Source organism: Pseudomonas sp. A-B-19 (assembly GCF_019947515.1).
Classification (GTDB): Bacteria; Pseudomonadota; Gammaproteobacteria; order Pseudomonadales; family Pseudomonadaceae; genus Aquipseudomonas.
In genome coordinates this window covers 149679-162574 of the sequence record NZ_JAGYGN010000001.1, presented here as the reverse complement: position 1 = coordinate 162574, position 12896 = coordinate 149679, and the positions used below count along the sequence as shown (strand labels likewise).

The window sequence follows — 12896 nt, the reverse complement described above, 5'->3', positions numbered from 1 at the left end:
GCCATCGCGGGCAAGCCCGCTCCCACAGGGATCTACAGCGCACACAAATTTTGTGCATGACAAAGAACACTGTGGGAGCGAGCTTGCTCCGGGCGGCGATCCGACGATGGCGGTCTGACAGGCGCCGCTTACTTATCGGAAAGGGCAAACTGCGTCAGGCAGAAGGTAGGAATACCCATGTCTTCCAGGCGTTGCGAGCCACCCAGTTCCGGCAGATCGATAATCGCCGCCGCCTCATGCACCCGCGCGCCCATGCGACGGATCAGGTTGGCGGCGGCAATCAGGGTGCCGCCGGTCGCGATCAGGTCATCGAACATCACCACCGAGTCCCCCTCGCACAGGCTGTCGGCGTGCACTTCCAGGAAGGCTTCGCCGTATTCGGTCGCATAGCCCTCGGCCAGCACCTCAGCCGGCAGTTTGCCTTGCTTGCGAAACAGCACCAGCGGCTTGTTCAACTGATAGGCCAGTACCGAACCGATCAGGAAGCCACGAGCGTCCATTGCGCCGACGTGGGTGAAGTCCGCCTCGACGTAACGGTGGGCGAAGCTGTCCATCACCAGGCGCAGGGCCGTGGGCGACTGGAACAGCGGGGTGATGTCGCGAAAGATCACTCCCGGTTTCGGGAAGTCGATGACAGGGCGGATGAGGGATTTGATGTCGAAGGAGTCGAAAACCATCGTCGTGGTGTCCTGGTAGGGCTGCAAACGACTCAGTATAACGGCGGCTGAACCGTTTCGCGCAGCCGCGACGGTTTGTTCAGCCTTCCAGGGAACCGCCGGCCAGGGCGCAAAGCTGGATCGGGTCGATAATGCGGATTTCCTTGCCTTCTGCCGCGATCAGTTCGTTTTGCTGGAAGCGCGTGAAGACGCGGGACACGGTTTCCACTGCCAGGCCCAGGTAGTTGCCGATTTCGTTACGCGACATGCTCAGGCGGAACTGATTGGCGGAAAAACCCCGGGCGCGGAAACGTGCCGAGAGGTTGACCAGGAAGGTGGCGATGCGTTCGTCGGCGGTCTTTTTCGACAACAGCAGCATCATCTGCTGGTCGTCACGGATTTCGCGACTCATCACCCGCATCAACTGACGGCGCAACTGCGGCAATTGCAGGGCCAGTTCGTCGAGGCGCTCAAAGGGGATTTCACACACCGAAGTGGTTTCCAGGGCTTGTGCCGATACCGGGTGCTTTTCGGTGTCCATGCCCGACAGACCGACCAGTTCGCTGGGCAGGTGGAAACCGGTGAGCTGTTCTTCACCGGTATCGCTCAGGCTGAAAGTCTTGAGGGCGCCGGAACGGACTGCGTAAACAGAATCGAAGGTATCGCCCTGACGGAACAGAAACTCGCCTTTTTTCAGCGGCCGGCCACGTTTGACGATTTCGTCCAGCGCATCCATGTCTTCCAGATTCAGCGAAAGTGGCAGGCAAAGAGGGGCCAGGCTGCAATCCTTGCAATGGGCTTGGTTATGAGCGCGCAGTTTTACTGGCTCGGACATTTCTTCAATCCTTGTGGGAATTCACACATGAGACGTAAGGGTAACTCACCATAGGATATCGAGGCCAGTCTGAGGCGCTTGCTTGCAGAATTAGATTACCCGTGAAAAGCGCTGGCGACTGTGTTGTTCCAGGTACGCGTCGAATACCATGCACACCGAGCGCACCAACAGTCGCCCGGCGGGGAGGATGGTGATCCTGTCGTGATCGAGTTCGATCAGCCCGTCTTTGGCCATGTCTTGCAGTTGGGGCCAGAGATCACCGAAGTATCCTTGGAAGTCGACGTTGAAGGCCTGTTCGATGTCGGAAAACTCCAGGCTGAAATTGCAGATCAATTGCTGGATGACCGCGCGGCGCAGGCGGTCATCGGCATTACACAGCAGGCCACGGCTGGTGGCCAGTTGCATAGACGCAAGGGCATTCTGATACCCGGTCAGGTCACTGCTGTTCTGGCAATACAGGTCGCCGATCTGGCTGATCGCCGAGACGCCGAGGCCGATCAAGTCGCAATGACCGTGGGTTGTGTAGCCCTGGAAATTGCGTTGCAGGGTCGATTCTTCCTGGGCAATCGCCAGTTCATCGTCGGGCAGGGCGAAGTGGTCCATGCCAATGTAGCGGTAGCCGGCGCTGATCAGTTGCTCGATGGTGCGCTGCAGCATTTCCAGTTTCTGCGCTGGCGTCGGCAGTTCATTGCTGTCGATGCGCCGCTGCGGCATGAAGCGTTCCGGCAGGTGGGCGTAGTTGAACACCGATAACCGGTCCGGTTGCAGGTGGATGACCTCTTCGACAGTGCGAGCGAAATTCTCCGGCGTCTGTCTCGGCAGGCCGTAGATCAGGTCGATGTTGATCGAGCGAAACTGCAAGGTGCGGGCGGCGTCGATCACCGCGCGGGTTTCTTCCAGGCTTTGCAGGCGATTGACCGCTCGCTGAACCTCCGGATCGAGGTCTTGCACACCGATGCTGACCCGATTGAAGCCCAGTTCGCGCAGCAGGCCCATGGTCGACCAGTCGGCCTCGCGCGGGTCGATCTCGATGCCGTAGTCGCCGGAGTCGTCGTCCAGCAAATTGAAGTGTTTGCGCAAATGCGCCATCAACTGGCGCAGTTCGTCGTGGCTGAGAAAGGTCGGCGTGCCTCCGCCGAAGTGCAGTTGCTCGACTTTCTGCGTGGGGTCGAGGTGGCAGGCGATCAACTGGACTTCCTGTTCCAGGCGCTGCAAATACGGCTGCGCCCGACCGCGATCCTTGGTGATGACTTTATTGCAGGCGCAGTAATAGCAAATGTTCGCGCAGAACGGCACGTGCACGTACAGCGACAACGGGCGTTGAGCCTTGCGGCTGTCGCGCAGGGCATGAAGCAGGTCAAAGGTGCCGACCTGGCTGTTGAATTGTACGGCGGTCGGGTACGAGGTGTAGCGGGGTCCCGCCAGGTCATAACGGCGGATCAGATCAGTGTCCCAACGAATGGCGTCGAGCATCATGCGGGCATTCCCCCGGATAGGCTGGCAGTGTCAGCCACTTTATGCGAGGGCGGGGTGGGGCATCTTGATTTGCATCAAAGGGTGTCAAGATCAAAAGATCGCAGCCTTCGGCAGCTCCTACAGGTGTACGCCAATCCATGTAGGAGCTGCCGAAGGCTGCGATCTTTTGATCTTTGCTTTTTTTAATGCCCCATCAGCCAATGCTGATGGGGCCCCGGCAGCGTCCAGATGCCGAACAGCATCACCAGCAATCCGCCTGCCATCCGCACGCTGCGCTTGCGCAACAATGCCGTCACCCTTTCGGCGGCAAGGCCTGTCGCCAACAGCACCGGCCAGGTGCCGAGCCCGAATGCGAGCATCAACAATGCACTGTCCAGCGCGTTGCCCTGACTGGCCGACCACAGCAGGGTGCTGTAGACCAGGCCGCACGGCAGCCAGCCCCAGAGCGCGCCCAACAGCAGCGCACGCGGTACGCTCGATACCGGCAGCAACCGGTTGGCGACTGGCTGGATGTGCCGCCACAGGCCTCGACCGAGGCTTTCGATACGGGTCAGGCCGCTCCACCAGCCCGCCAGGTACAGGCCCATGGCAATCAGCAACAATCCGGCGAGGATACGCAGGAACATCGCCGCAGGGCTGCTGGCCACGGCCCATCCGGCCAGGCCGATCAGCAGTCCGGCGCAGGCATAACTCAGAATCCGTCCCAGGTTGTAGGCCAGCAGCAGGCGAAAGCGGCGGCTGCGTTGTTCCTTGGGGATCGCCAGGGTAAACGCGCCCATCAAGCCGCCGCACATGCCCAGGCAATGTCCGCCGCCGAGCAGGCCGAGGATCACCGCAGACACCAGCAGGGGCGCCAACTCAAGCATGGGGTGGCGCCTTGTCTTGCGGTTTGGCCGGTGGGCCGCTGGCTTCATCGACGGCGGCGGTGTGGTTCGGGTCCTGGTCGTCGAACAGGATGCTGTGGGCCGGGCCGTCGAGGTCGTCGTACTGACCGCTGTCGACCGCCCAGAAGAAGATATAGACGGCGATGGCCACGATCAGCAGCGCAGCGGGAATCATCACGTAGAGAGCTGGCATCTGGACTCCATGCCCGCGCGGCTCAGGTCGGCAGCGGGCGGGTTTCTGGCGTGGTGCCTGGGGCGGGCGCGCTCGGCATTCGAGTCAGGCGCAGCGCGTTCAACACCACGGTCAACGAACTGATCGACATGCCCACCGCCGCCCAGACCGGAGTGATCCAGCCGAGGGCGGCGAAGGGCAGCATGAGGCCATTGTACAGCCCTGCCCACAGCAAGTTTTCGATAATGACCCGGCGGGTGCGCCGCGCCAGGCTGAAGGCTTGCACCAGCGCGTCGAGGCGGTTGGACAACAGCACGGCGTCGGCACTGGTCTTCGCCAGGTCCGTGGCCGAGCCCATGGCGACGCTGATATCCGCCGCCGCCAGCACCGGCACGTCGTTGACCCCGTCCCCCAGCATCAATACTTTGCGACCTTCCTTGTGCAACTGTTGCAGGACCTGCAGTTTGTCGTCCGGGCGTAAACCGCCACGGGCTTCATCGATGCCCAGTTCCGCCGCCACACTGGCGACCATCGGCGAGCTGTCGCCGGACAACAGCAGCGTGCGCCAGCCACGCGCCTTGCATGCGGCCAGCAGCATAGGCGCATCGGCACGCAAGCGATCATCGAGGACGAGCCAGGCCAGCGGCCCCTGGCTGTCGCCGAGCAGTAGCCATTGGCCAGCTTCTTCGGGCATCGACAGAGCCTCGGCACCGCTGAGTTCGCAGACGAAACGCGGTTGGCCGATGCGCAGGCGTCGCCCTTCGACCAGACCCTCCAGGCCAAGGCCCGGTGTGCTGTGGACCTCTTCGGCTGCCATCGGCGCACGACCGAAAGCGCGGGCGATCGGATGTTCGGAGCGGTTTTCCAGGGCGGCGGCGAGGCCCAGGCATTGATCGCTGTCGAGCGCGCCGAGGGGGCGGATCGAACGCAGCGCCAGTCGCCCTTCGGTGAGGGTGCCGGTCTTGTCGAAAATCACTGTGTCGATTTGATTGAGACCTTCGAGCACGTGGCCGCGAGTCAACAACAATCCTAGTTTGTGCAGCGTGCCGGTGGCGGCGGTGAGGGCGGTCGGTGTGGCCAGCGACAACGCGCAGGGGCAAGTCGCTACCAGCATCGCCAACACAATCCAGAAGGCCCGCGATGAGTCCAGTTCCCACCACAACAAGCCAATGGCCGCAGCAGCAATCAGCGACAACAGCAGGAACCATTGCGCGGCGCGGTCGGCGATTTCCGCCAGCCGCGGCTTCTCGGCCTGGGCGCGCTCGAGCAGGCGAACGATGGCCGAGAGGCGAGTGTCCTGGCCCAGGGCCTGAACCTCGACGGTCAGTGCGCCTTCGACGTTCAGGGTGCCGGCGGTGACTGCATCGCCGAGGGTGTGGGGTTGCGGCAGGTACTCGCCGGTCAGCAGCGACTCGTCGACACTCGACTGACCGTCGAGGATCTTGCCGTCAGCCGGAAGGATGGCGCCCGGATGAACCAGCACTTGATCGCCGACACGCAGTTCGCTGAGCAGAATGCGTTCGCTCTGGCCGTCGGGTGTCAATCGCAGGCACGAGGCAGGCAGCAGATTCACCAGCTGCGCGGTGGCGGCGGCCGTGCGCTCGCGGGCGCGCCGCTCCAGATAACGCCCGGCCAGCAGGAACAGGGCAAACATGCCGACGGCATCGAAATACAGTTCGCCGACCCCGGTGATGGACGTCCAGATCCCGGCGATGTAGGCACTGCCGATGGCCAGCGACACCGAAACGTCCATGGTCAGGTGGCGCGTGCGCAAATCGCGCATGGCGCCCTTGAAGAACGGCGCGCAGCTGTAGAACACGATCGGAGTGGTAAGGAACAGTGCGACCCAGCGCAGGATGGTGTGCATTTCAGGGCTGAGATCGATGTTGAATTCAGGCCAGGTGGCCATGGTTGCCATCATCGCCTGGAACCACAGCAGCCCGGCCACCCCGAGCTGGCGCAAGGCCAGGCGGTTTTCACTGGCCAGTTGTTCGCAGGCGTGGTCGGCCTGATACGGGTGTGCGGCGTAACCGATCTGGCGCAGTTCGCCGAGGACCTGGCTCAGGGGTAATTGCCCATCGGCCCAGCGTAGGTGCAGGCGATGGTTGGACAGGTTCAGGCGTGCTTCGGCCACGGCTGGCAAGGTGCGCAGGTGTTTTTCGATCAGCCAGCCGCAGGCCGCGCAACTGATGCCTTCCATCAATAGTGTGATTTCGGCGAGTTCGCCTTCGTGGCGAACGAAGGGTTTCTGCACATCGGCGCGGTCGTACAGCACCAGTTCGTCCACCTGTTGCACCGGCAGCGCTTCAGGGTTGGCCGAGGCTTCGCTGCGGTGCTGGTAGTAGCTTCCCAGGCCGCCGGCGACGATGGCCTCGGCCACGGCCTGGCAACCCGGGCAGCAGAATTCGCGGGACTCCCCGAGCACGACGGCGGTGAAGCGACTGCCGGTCGGGACAGGCAGGGCGCAGTGGTAGCAGGGGAGTGGGGTGGTCATGGGCAATCTATGGTGTCTGAATGGGCCTCTTCGCTGGCAAGCCAGCTCCTACAGGATCACACGAATCTGCGTAGGAGCTGGCTTGCCAGCGAAGCGCGAAGCGCAAACATTAATTCTTCAGGTCTTCGGCACCTTGCAGCGGCTCATCACCGAGCAGCAGATCCTTGTCATGGCTGACCATTTCTTCTTCGAACATGCGCCAGGTGTGGTCGTCCTGGGTGCCGAGCAACTCGATAAAACGCCGACCTTCGATCTTGTCGCTCAACTGGCCAATGTAGCGGCCCTGTTCGGTTTCGCTGCGGGCCAGGGTGATCTTGCGATCCTTTTCCGGCTGGGTCGGCGAGATCAGGTTCAGCTCCAGGGTCTTGGGCTGGCTCTCGCCGCTCAGGCGCAGGTCAACCTCGCCGGTCACGCCGTCGAGATGAACGCTGGCGCGCATTTTCAGGGTCTGGGCCAGCAGCTCACGGTCGAGGGAGCGGTTGATGCCTTTGCCAGCCTCGTAGTAATTGTCGTTGACCAGGTTGTCCGGGTTGTTCACCGCGATGGTCACCATGGACAAGGTCAAGGCCACCGAGCAGGCGAGGATCCCGATGATGATCCACGGCCAAAGGTGCTTGTACCAGGGGCTTGCGGCAGTTGCTGCGGGCATGTTCAGTTCTCTCAACGAATTTGTGGGCCGATGAACCGGCTCTTGGCTTCGATATGGACGCTGTCGTCATCGGCATCCTTGAGGATGAAATTCACCTCGTTGGTGCTCGACGGCAGTTTTTCCGGCGCGACGGACAGTTCGGCAGGCTGGCTGACGATCTCGCCGGCCGCGACCTTGATCTCGCGCCGGCCCTGCAATTTGAGATCCGGCAGGCCAGAGGCTTCGAGCACGTAGGTATGGTCGCGCTGGTCCTTGTTCATGATTTTCAGGCTGTAGACGTTTTCGATCCGGCCTTCGGCGTTCTCGCGGTAGAGCACGCGGTCCTTGCTGACATCGAAACCCACCAGTGCACGCATGAAGAATGCCGTCGCCAGCAAGCTGATCATCGCCAGCAGCACCACGGCATAGCCGATCAGGCGCGGGCGCAGTTTATGGGTTTTCTGCCCGGACAGGTTGTGTTCGGTGGTGTAGCTGATCAGCCCGCGCGGGTATTCCATCTTGTCCATGATGGCGTCGCAGGCATCGATGCAGGCGGCGCAACCGATGCATTCGATTTGCAGGCCGTCACGGATGTCGATACCGGTCGGACAGACCTGGACGCACATGGTGCAGTCGATGCAGTCACCCAGGCCCTGAGCCTTGTAGTCGACGCCTTTTTTACGCGGGCCACGGCTTTCGCCGCGGCGCGGGTCGTAGGAAACGATCAGGGTGTCCTTGTCGAACATCACGCTCTGGAAGCGTGCATACGGGCACATGTAGATGCACACCTGTTCGCGCAACCAGCCGGCGTTGCCGTAAGTGGCGAGGGTGAAGAAGCCGACCCAGAAGTACGACCAGCCATCCGCCTGGCCGGTGAAGAAGTCGAACACCAGTTCGCGGATCGGCGAGAAGTAACCGACGAAAGTCATGCCGGTGACGAAACCGATCAACAGCCACAGGGTGTGCTTGCTGAACTTGCGCAGGAACTTGTTGGCGCTCATCGACGCCTTGTCGAGCTTGATGCGTTGGTTGCGGTCACCTTCGGTGACTTTTTCGCACCACATGAAGATCCAGGTCCAGACGCTTTGCGGGCAGGTATAGCCGCACCAGACCCGTCCGGCGTACACGGTGATGAAGAACAGGCCGAACGCGGCAATGATCAGCATGCCGGACAGCAGAATGAAGTCCTGGGGCCAGAAGGTGGCGCCGAATATGAAGAACTTGCGCTCCGGCAGGTTCCACCAGACGGCCTGATGACCGCCCCAGTTCAACCACACCGTACCGAAGTACAGCAGGAACAACAGGGCGCCGCCGGTCATCCGCAGATTGCGGAACAGGCCGGTGAAGGCGCGGGTGTAGATCTTTTCTCGAGAGGCGTAGAGGTCGACGCTGTTGTTCGCGCTCTTGGCAGGTGGAGTGACGTCGTGTACCGGAATCTGGTTGCTCATCATTGCATCCCACGGCAGTGGAAAAGTGCCTCGGTCAGTACGTGCCGACCGCGGTCAAAAAGGGGTGTTGCAGTGGCTCAATGATACGCCTGTCGCTCTAGCCTGCGGGTGCGACCTTTGGTCACGTTTGGCAAATTCATTTGATGGTGTAATGACTTGAATCAATTGACTTGGGAATTATGGACTTTTTTACGCATGTCGCCGGTCATTCGGCCCATGGGTTGATCAGTTGTACGCCGCTGGACTGAAAGTCTGTGACATTGCGTGTGACCACCGTCAAACCATGAACCAGCGCCGTGGCCGCAATCAAGGCATCGCTTTCATTGGCTCTGTCGGGGACATGCAGACTGGCGCAGCGAATCGCTACGGCGGCATCGACCGGAAGGATTCGGGCGTCGAAGGCTGGCATGACGTGATGCTTCAACCAAGTGCGCAAGACTTTCCCTTGGACGGGATCCTGACGCTCCATTCGTAGAACGCCTGTCTCAAGTTCCTTCAAGGTAATAGCCGAAATGAACATGCGTGGAGCGATGACACTTTTGGCCCACGCAACGACGTTCGCGTCAGCCTGGGGTTTGCGTAGTTCAGAAATTACGTTGGTGTCGAGTAGAAACATCAGGACAGATCCACAGGGCGATGTTTGATCACGGCACGCTCGGTTTCGAATTCGATATCGGCTGCGTCCGGCATCACCAGAAGTTCGACGATGTCGGCGTTAGTGCCAGTCAGTTTTTGGTAGTCCTCAATGCTTAGCAGCACATGGGCCGGTTTGCCCCGGTCAGTGATGAAAACAGGCCCCTGACGTGTGGCTTTTTTGGCACCACTTGTGTCCTGGTTGAATTCGCGGCTGGAAATCGTGGTGATGGCCATCATGGTTGGCCCTCCTGAAATAGCTTTGTAGAAACGTTACTACTATGCGGGGCATTCGACAACCTCGCAGAAGGTGTCGGGCATGACCATCGGTCGAAACCCGGAGTCCGCTTTAAACAAAACGGCCCCGCCAATTCACATTGGCGGGGCCGTTTTTTGTTGCTTCGAGCGTTTGCCTTACTGGGCGTCCGCTGCCTTCTCACCGTGAGACAGGCTGTAGACGTAAGCGGCCAGCAGGTGAACCTTGTCGTTACCCTGCATCGCCTCTTGCGCAGGCATCTGGCCCTGACGGCCGTAACGGATGGTCTGTTGCAATTGAGCGAAGCTCGAACCGTAGATGAACGCGGCCGGGTGAGTCAGGTCCGGTGCGCCCATCGCTGGCGTGCCTTTGCCTTCCGGACCGTGGCACGCCACGCAGTTGGTGGCGAACAGTTTCTGCCCGGCAACCGGGTCGGCCTTGGTGCCTTCCGGCAGCTTGCGGCCATCGAGGTTGGTCAGGACAAACGAGGCTACGTCGGCCACGCCTTGCTCGCCGATCACTTCAGCCCACGCAGGCATCACGGCATGACGGCCGCCCATGATGGTGGTCTTGATGGTTTGCGGCTCGCCGCCCCAGCGCCAGTCGGCGTCGGTCAGGTTAGGGAAGCCATAGGCGCCCTTGGCGTCGGAACCGTGGCAAACCGAGCAGTTGGAGGCGAACAGACGGCCACCCATCTTCAGCGCTTGCGGGTCCTTGGCCACTTCCTCGATAGGCATGGCAGCGAACTTGGCGAAGATCGGACCGAACCTGGCGTCCGACCTGGCCATTTCCTTTTCCCACTCGTGAACGCCGGTCCAGCCGGTCTGGCCGTTGGCGAACGCAGTCTGCTTCTCGTTGTCGAGGTAGCCGTAACCCGGCAGCAGGCCTTTCCAGTTACCCAGGCCCGGATACAGCACCAGGTAGCCCAGTGCGAAGATGATGGTGCCCACGAACAGCATGAACCACCATTTCGGCAGCGGGTTGTCATACTCCGCAATCCCGTCGAAAGAGTGCCCGACCGTCTCGTCTGTCTGCTCGGTGCGCTGGCCCTTGCGGGTCGACAGCAGCAGCCAGGTCAGGGAAAAGATCGTACCGAGACTGAGGACTGTGACGTACAGACTCCAGAATGTAGTCATTCTTTGTTACTCCTAGAAGCTTGCTCGACGTGCTTGATGGCTTCGGGATCATCCGCGAAAGGCAGCAGGGTCGCGTCTTCAAACTCCGACTTGCGCTTGGGACTGAACACCCACAGTGCCAGTCCGATGAAGGCCACCATTACAACAACGGTGCCCAGGCCACGAATCATCCCGATATCCATCCAATTCACCGTTTGCTTTTGATGATGGTGCCCAGGCCTTGCAGATAGGCCACCAGCGCGTCCATTTCGGTTTTGCCCTTCACAGCATCCTTGGCGCCGGCGATGTCTTCGTCGGTGTAAGGGACGCCGAGCGTGCGCAAGACTTCCATTTTTTTGGCGGTATCTTTGCCGTCGAGCTTGTTTTCCACGAGGAACGGGTAGGCCGGCATTTTCGACTCAGGCACGACGTTGCGCGGGTTGTACAAGTGCGCACGCTGCCAGTCATCGGAGTAACGACCGCCGACACGGGCCAGGTCCGGACCGGTACGCTTGGAACCCCACAGGAACGGGTGGTCCCAGACGCTTTCACCGGCGACCGAGTAGTGGCCGTAGCGTTCGGTCTCGGCACGGAACGGACGGATCATCTGCGAGTGGCAGCCGACACAACCGTTGGCGATATAAATGTCCCGGCCTTCCAGTTCCAGGGCGGTGCGGGGCTTCATGCCCTCGACCGGCTTGTTGGTCACGTCCTGGAAAAACAGCGGAACGATCTGGGTCAGGCCGCCGATGCTGACGGCAATGACCATGAAGAAGGCCAGCAGGCCAATATTCTTCTCGACTGCTTCATGCTTCATCAGTGAGCTCCAACTACGGCAATCTTGGCGGCGGCTTCGGCTTCAGCCGGGTTCGAGGCGCGTACGGTACGCCATACGTTGTAGGCCATGAACAGCATGCCGGTGGCGAAGAACGCACCGCCCAGGGCGCGAACGATGAAGCCCGGGTGGCTGGCTTGCAGCGCTTCGACGAACGAGTAGGTGAGGGTGCCGTCGTCGTTGATGGCGCGCCACATCAGGCCCTGGGTGATGCCGTTGACCCACATCGAGGCGATGTACAGAACGGTACCGATGGTCGCGAGCCAGAAGTGGGTGTTGATCAGGGCGGTGCTGTGCATCTGCGCACGACCGAACAGTTTCGGGATCATGTGGTAGATGGCGCCGATCGAGATCATCGCAACCCAGCCCAAGGCGCCTGCGTGTACGTGGCCGATGGTCCAGTCGGTGTAGTGCGACAGCGAGTTGACGGTCTTGATGGCCATCATCGGGCCTTCGAAGGTCGACATGCCGTAGAACGCCAGGGAGACGACCAGGAAGCGCAGGATCGGGTCGGTGCGCAGCTTATGCCAGGCGCCCGACAGGGTCATCATGCCGTTGATCATGCCGCCCCAGCTCGGCGCGAGCAGGATGATCGACATCGCCATGCCCAGGGACTGAGCCCAGTCCGGCAGCGCGGTGTAGTGCAAGTGGTGAGGACCTGCCCAGATGTACAGGGTGATCAGCGCCCAGAAGTGCACGATCGACAAGCGATAGGAGTAGATCGGACGCTCGGCCTGTTTCGGCACGAAGTAGTACATCATGCCCAGGAAGCCGGTGGTGAGGAAGAAGCCCACGGCGTTGTGGCCGTACCACCACTGGATCATCGCGTCCGTCGCGCCCGAGTAGGCCGAGTAGGACTTGAACAGGCTGACCGGCAGGGACATGTGGTTGACGATGTGCAGCATCGCGGTCACGACGATGAATGCGCCGTAGAACCAGTTACCCACATAGATGTGCTTGGTCTTGCGCTTGGTGATGGTGCCGAAGAACACCAGACCGTAGGTGACCCAGACAATGGCCAGCAGAATAGCCAGGGGCCATTCCAGTTCCGCGTATTCCTTGGTGGTGGTGTAACCCAGCGGCAAGGTCACGATCGCGCCGACGATCACCGCTTGCCATCCCCAGAAGGTAAAGGCGGCGAGGCTGTCGGAAATCAGTCGCGTTTGGCAGGTTCGCTGCACGACGTAATAAGAAGTGGCAAACAGTGCACATCCACCGAAGGCGAAAATCACCAGGTTGGTGTGCAACGGGCGCAGGCGTCCAAAGCTCGTCCATGGCAGACCGAAGTTCAACTCCGGCCAGACCAGTTGTGAGGCGATGAAGACACCGAGCCCCATGCCAAGGATCCCCCAGACCACCGTCATGATGGCGAACTGGCGGACTACCTTATAGTTATAAGCAGTCGGACTGATTGCTGTGCTCATTCTAAGGTTCCACGGTTTGGGTGTTTTATTAGGATTAAAA

14 protein-coding genes are annotated in these 12896 nt (G+C 60.8%); all 14 read right to left on the bottom strand.

Translation table 11 applies throughout. The features are described 5' to 3' along the window. Positions 1 to 128 precede the first annotated feature (128 nt). Positions 129 to 677 carry an adenine phosphoribosyltransferase gene (locus KGA81_RS00620; RefSeq protein WP_223544131.1) on the bottom strand — a complete coding sequence of 183 codons (549 nt, stop codon included), beginning with the start codon at positions 675 to 677 and terminating at the stop codon, positions 129 to 131. A 79-nt stretch (positions 678 to 756) separates the two neighbouring features. Beyond that, positions 757 to 1491 carry a fumarate/nitrate reduction transcriptional regulator Fnr gene (gene fnr, locus KGA81_RS00615; protein ID WP_046041331.1) on the bottom strand — a complete coding sequence of 245 codons (735 nt, stop codon included), beginning with the start codon at positions 1489 to 1491 and terminating at the stop codon, positions 757 to 759. Positions 1492 to 1581: 90 nt separating this feature from the next. After that, the gene (gene hemN, locus KGA81_RS00610) at positions 1582 to 2964 is read right to left on the bottom strand and encodes an oxygen-independent coproporphyrinogen III oxidase (protein WP_223544368.1); all 1383 of its coding nucleotides are present in this window, start codon (positions 2962 to 2964) and stop codon (positions 1582 to 1584) included. A gap of 185 nt (positions 2965 to 3149) precedes the next feature. Continuing rightward, positions 3150 to 3833 carry a sulfite exporter TauE/SafE family protein gene (locus KGA81_RS00605; protein WP_223544130.1) on the bottom strand — a complete coding sequence of 228 codons (684 nt, stop codon included), beginning with the start codon at positions 3831 to 3833 and terminating at the stop codon, positions 3150 to 3152. Then, on the bottom strand, positions 3826 to 4044 hold the full coding sequence (gene ccoS, locus KGA81_RS00600) for a cbb3-type cytochrome oxidase assembly protein CcoS (protein ID WP_223544129.1): 219 nt from the start codon (positions 4042 to 4044) through the stop codon (positions 3826 to 3828). The genes KGA81_RS00605 and ccoS overlap by 8 nt, the downstream gene beginning before the upstream one ends. 22 nt (positions 4045 to 4066) lie before the next feature. Continuing rightward, on the bottom strand, positions 4067 to 6517 hold the full coding sequence (locus KGA81_RS00595; RefSeq protein ID WP_223544128.1) for a heavy metal translocating P-type ATPase: 2451 nt from the start codon (positions 6515 to 6517) through the stop codon (positions 4067 to 4069). Between the two features lie 109 nt (positions 6518 to 6626). Next, the gene (locus KGA81_RS00590; protein ID WP_223544127.1) at positions 6627 to 7166 is read right to left on the bottom strand and encodes a FixH family protein; all 540 of its coding nucleotides are present in this window, start codon (positions 7164 to 7166) and stop codon (positions 6627 to 6629) included. Between the two features lie 11 nt (positions 7167 to 7177). Beyond that, a complete protein-coding gene (ccoG, locus tag KGA81_RS00585; RefSeq protein ID WP_223544126.1) occupies positions 7178 to 8593 on the bottom strand; it encodes a cytochrome c oxidase accessory protein CcoG in 1416 nt (471 codons plus the stop codon). A gap of 205 nt (positions 8594 to 8798) precedes the next feature. Next, positions 8799 to 9209 carry a type II toxin-antitoxin system VapC family toxin gene (locus tag KGA81_RS00580; protein ID WP_223544125.1) on the bottom strand — a complete coding sequence of 137 codons (411 nt, stop codon included), beginning with the start codon at positions 9207 to 9209 and terminating at the stop codon, positions 8799 to 8801. After that, complete coding sequence (locus tag KGA81_RS00575; protein ID WP_223544367.1) at positions 9209 to 9463, bottom strand: type II toxin-antitoxin system Phd/YefM family antitoxin; 255 nt, start codon at positions 9461 to 9463, stop codon at positions 9209 to 9211. The genes KGA81_RS00580 and KGA81_RS00575 overlap by 1 nt, the downstream gene beginning before the upstream one ends. A gap of 177 nt (positions 9464 to 9640) precedes the next feature. Further along, positions 9641 to 10618, bottom strand: coding sequence for a cytochrome-c oxidase, cbb3-type subunit III (ccoP, locus tag KGA81_RS00570; protein WP_223544124.1), 978 nt, complete (start codon positions 10616 to 10618; stop codon positions 9641 to 9643). Next, on the bottom strand, positions 10615 to 10800 hold the full coding sequence (locus KGA81_RS00565) for a CcoQ/FixQ family Cbb3-type cytochrome c oxidase assembly chaperone (RefSeq protein ID WP_003175465.1): 186 nt from the start codon (positions 10798 to 10800) through the stop codon (positions 10615 to 10617). The genes ccoP and KGA81_RS00565 overlap by 4 nt, the downstream gene beginning before the upstream one ends. Before the next feature lie 5 nt (positions 10801 to 10805). Next, a complete protein-coding gene (gene ccoO / locus KGA81_RS00560) occupies positions 10806 to 11414 on the bottom strand; it encodes a cytochrome-c oxidase, cbb3-type subunit II (RefSeq protein ID WP_018925301.1) in 609 nt (202 codons plus the stop codon). Next, complete coding sequence (ccoN, locus tag KGA81_RS00555) at positions 11414 to 12856, bottom strand: cytochrome-c oxidase, cbb3-type subunit I (protein ID WP_218431397.1); 1443 nt, start codon at positions 12854 to 12856, stop codon at positions 11414 to 11416. Before ccoN ends, ccoO begins: the two co-directional genes overlap by 1 nt. Between the last annotated feature and the right edge of the window lie 40 nt (positions 12857 to 12896).

What these genes read in the sequence shown, in the direction of transcription:
- KGA81_RS00620 (WP_223544131.1), bottom strand. Translation starts at nt 677, where the DNA reads ATGGTTTTCGACTCCTTCGACATCAAATCCCTCATCCGCCCTGTCATC.
- fnr (WP_046041331.1), bottom strand. Translation starts at nt 1,491, where the DNA reads ATGTCCGAGCCAGTAAAACTGCGCGCTCATAACCAAGCCCATTGCAAG.
- hemN (WP_223544368.1), bottom strand. Translation starts at nt 2,964, where the DNA reads ATGCTCGACGCCATTCGTTGGGACACTGATCTGATCCGCCGTTATGAC.
- KGA81_RS00605 (WP_223544130.1), bottom strand. Translation starts at nt 3,833, where the DNA reads ATGCTTGAGTTGGCGCCCCTGCTGGTGTCTGCGGTGATCCTCGGCCTG.
- ccoS (WP_223544129.1), bottom strand. Translation starts at nt 4,044, where the DNA reads ATGCCAGCTCTCTACGTGATGATTCCCGCTGCGCTGCTGATCGTGGCC.
- KGA81_RS00595 (WP_223544128.1), bottom strand. Translation starts at nt 6,517, where the DNA reads ATGACCACCCCACTCCCCTGCTACCACTGCGCCCTGCCTGTCCCGACC.
- KGA81_RS00590 (WP_223544127.1), bottom strand. Translation starts at nt 7,166, where the DNA reads ATGCCCGCAGCAACTGCCGCAAGCCCCTGGTACAAGCACCTTTGGCCG.
- ccoG (WP_223544126.1), bottom strand. Translation starts at nt 8,593, where the DNA reads ATGAGCAACCAGATTCCGGTACACGACGTCACTCCACCTGCCAAGAGC.
- KGA81_RS00580 (WP_223544125.1), bottom strand. Translation starts at nt 9,209, where the DNA reads ATGTTTCTACTCGACACCAACGTAATTTCTGAACTACGCAAACCCCAG.
- KGA81_RS00575 (WP_223544367.1), bottom strand. Translation starts at nt 9,463, where the DNA reads ATGGCCATCACCACGATTTCCAGCCGCGAATTCAACCAGGACACAAGT.
- ccoP (WP_223544124.1), bottom strand. Translation starts at nt 10,618, where the DNA reads ATGACTACATTCTGGAGTCTGTACGTCACAGTCCTCAGTCTCGGTACG.
- KGA81_RS00565 (WP_003175465.1), bottom strand. Translation starts at nt 10,800, where the DNA reads ATGGATATCGGGATGATTCGTGGCCTGGGCACCGTTGTTGTAATGGTG.
- ccoO (WP_018925301.1), bottom strand. Translation starts at nt 11,414, where the DNA reads ATGAAGCATGAAGCAGTCGAGAAGAATATTGGCCTGCTGGCCTTCTTC.
- ccoN (WP_218431397.1), bottom strand. Translation starts at nt 12,856, where the DNA reads ATGAGCACAGCAATCAGTCCGACTGCTTATAACTATAAGGTAGTCCGC.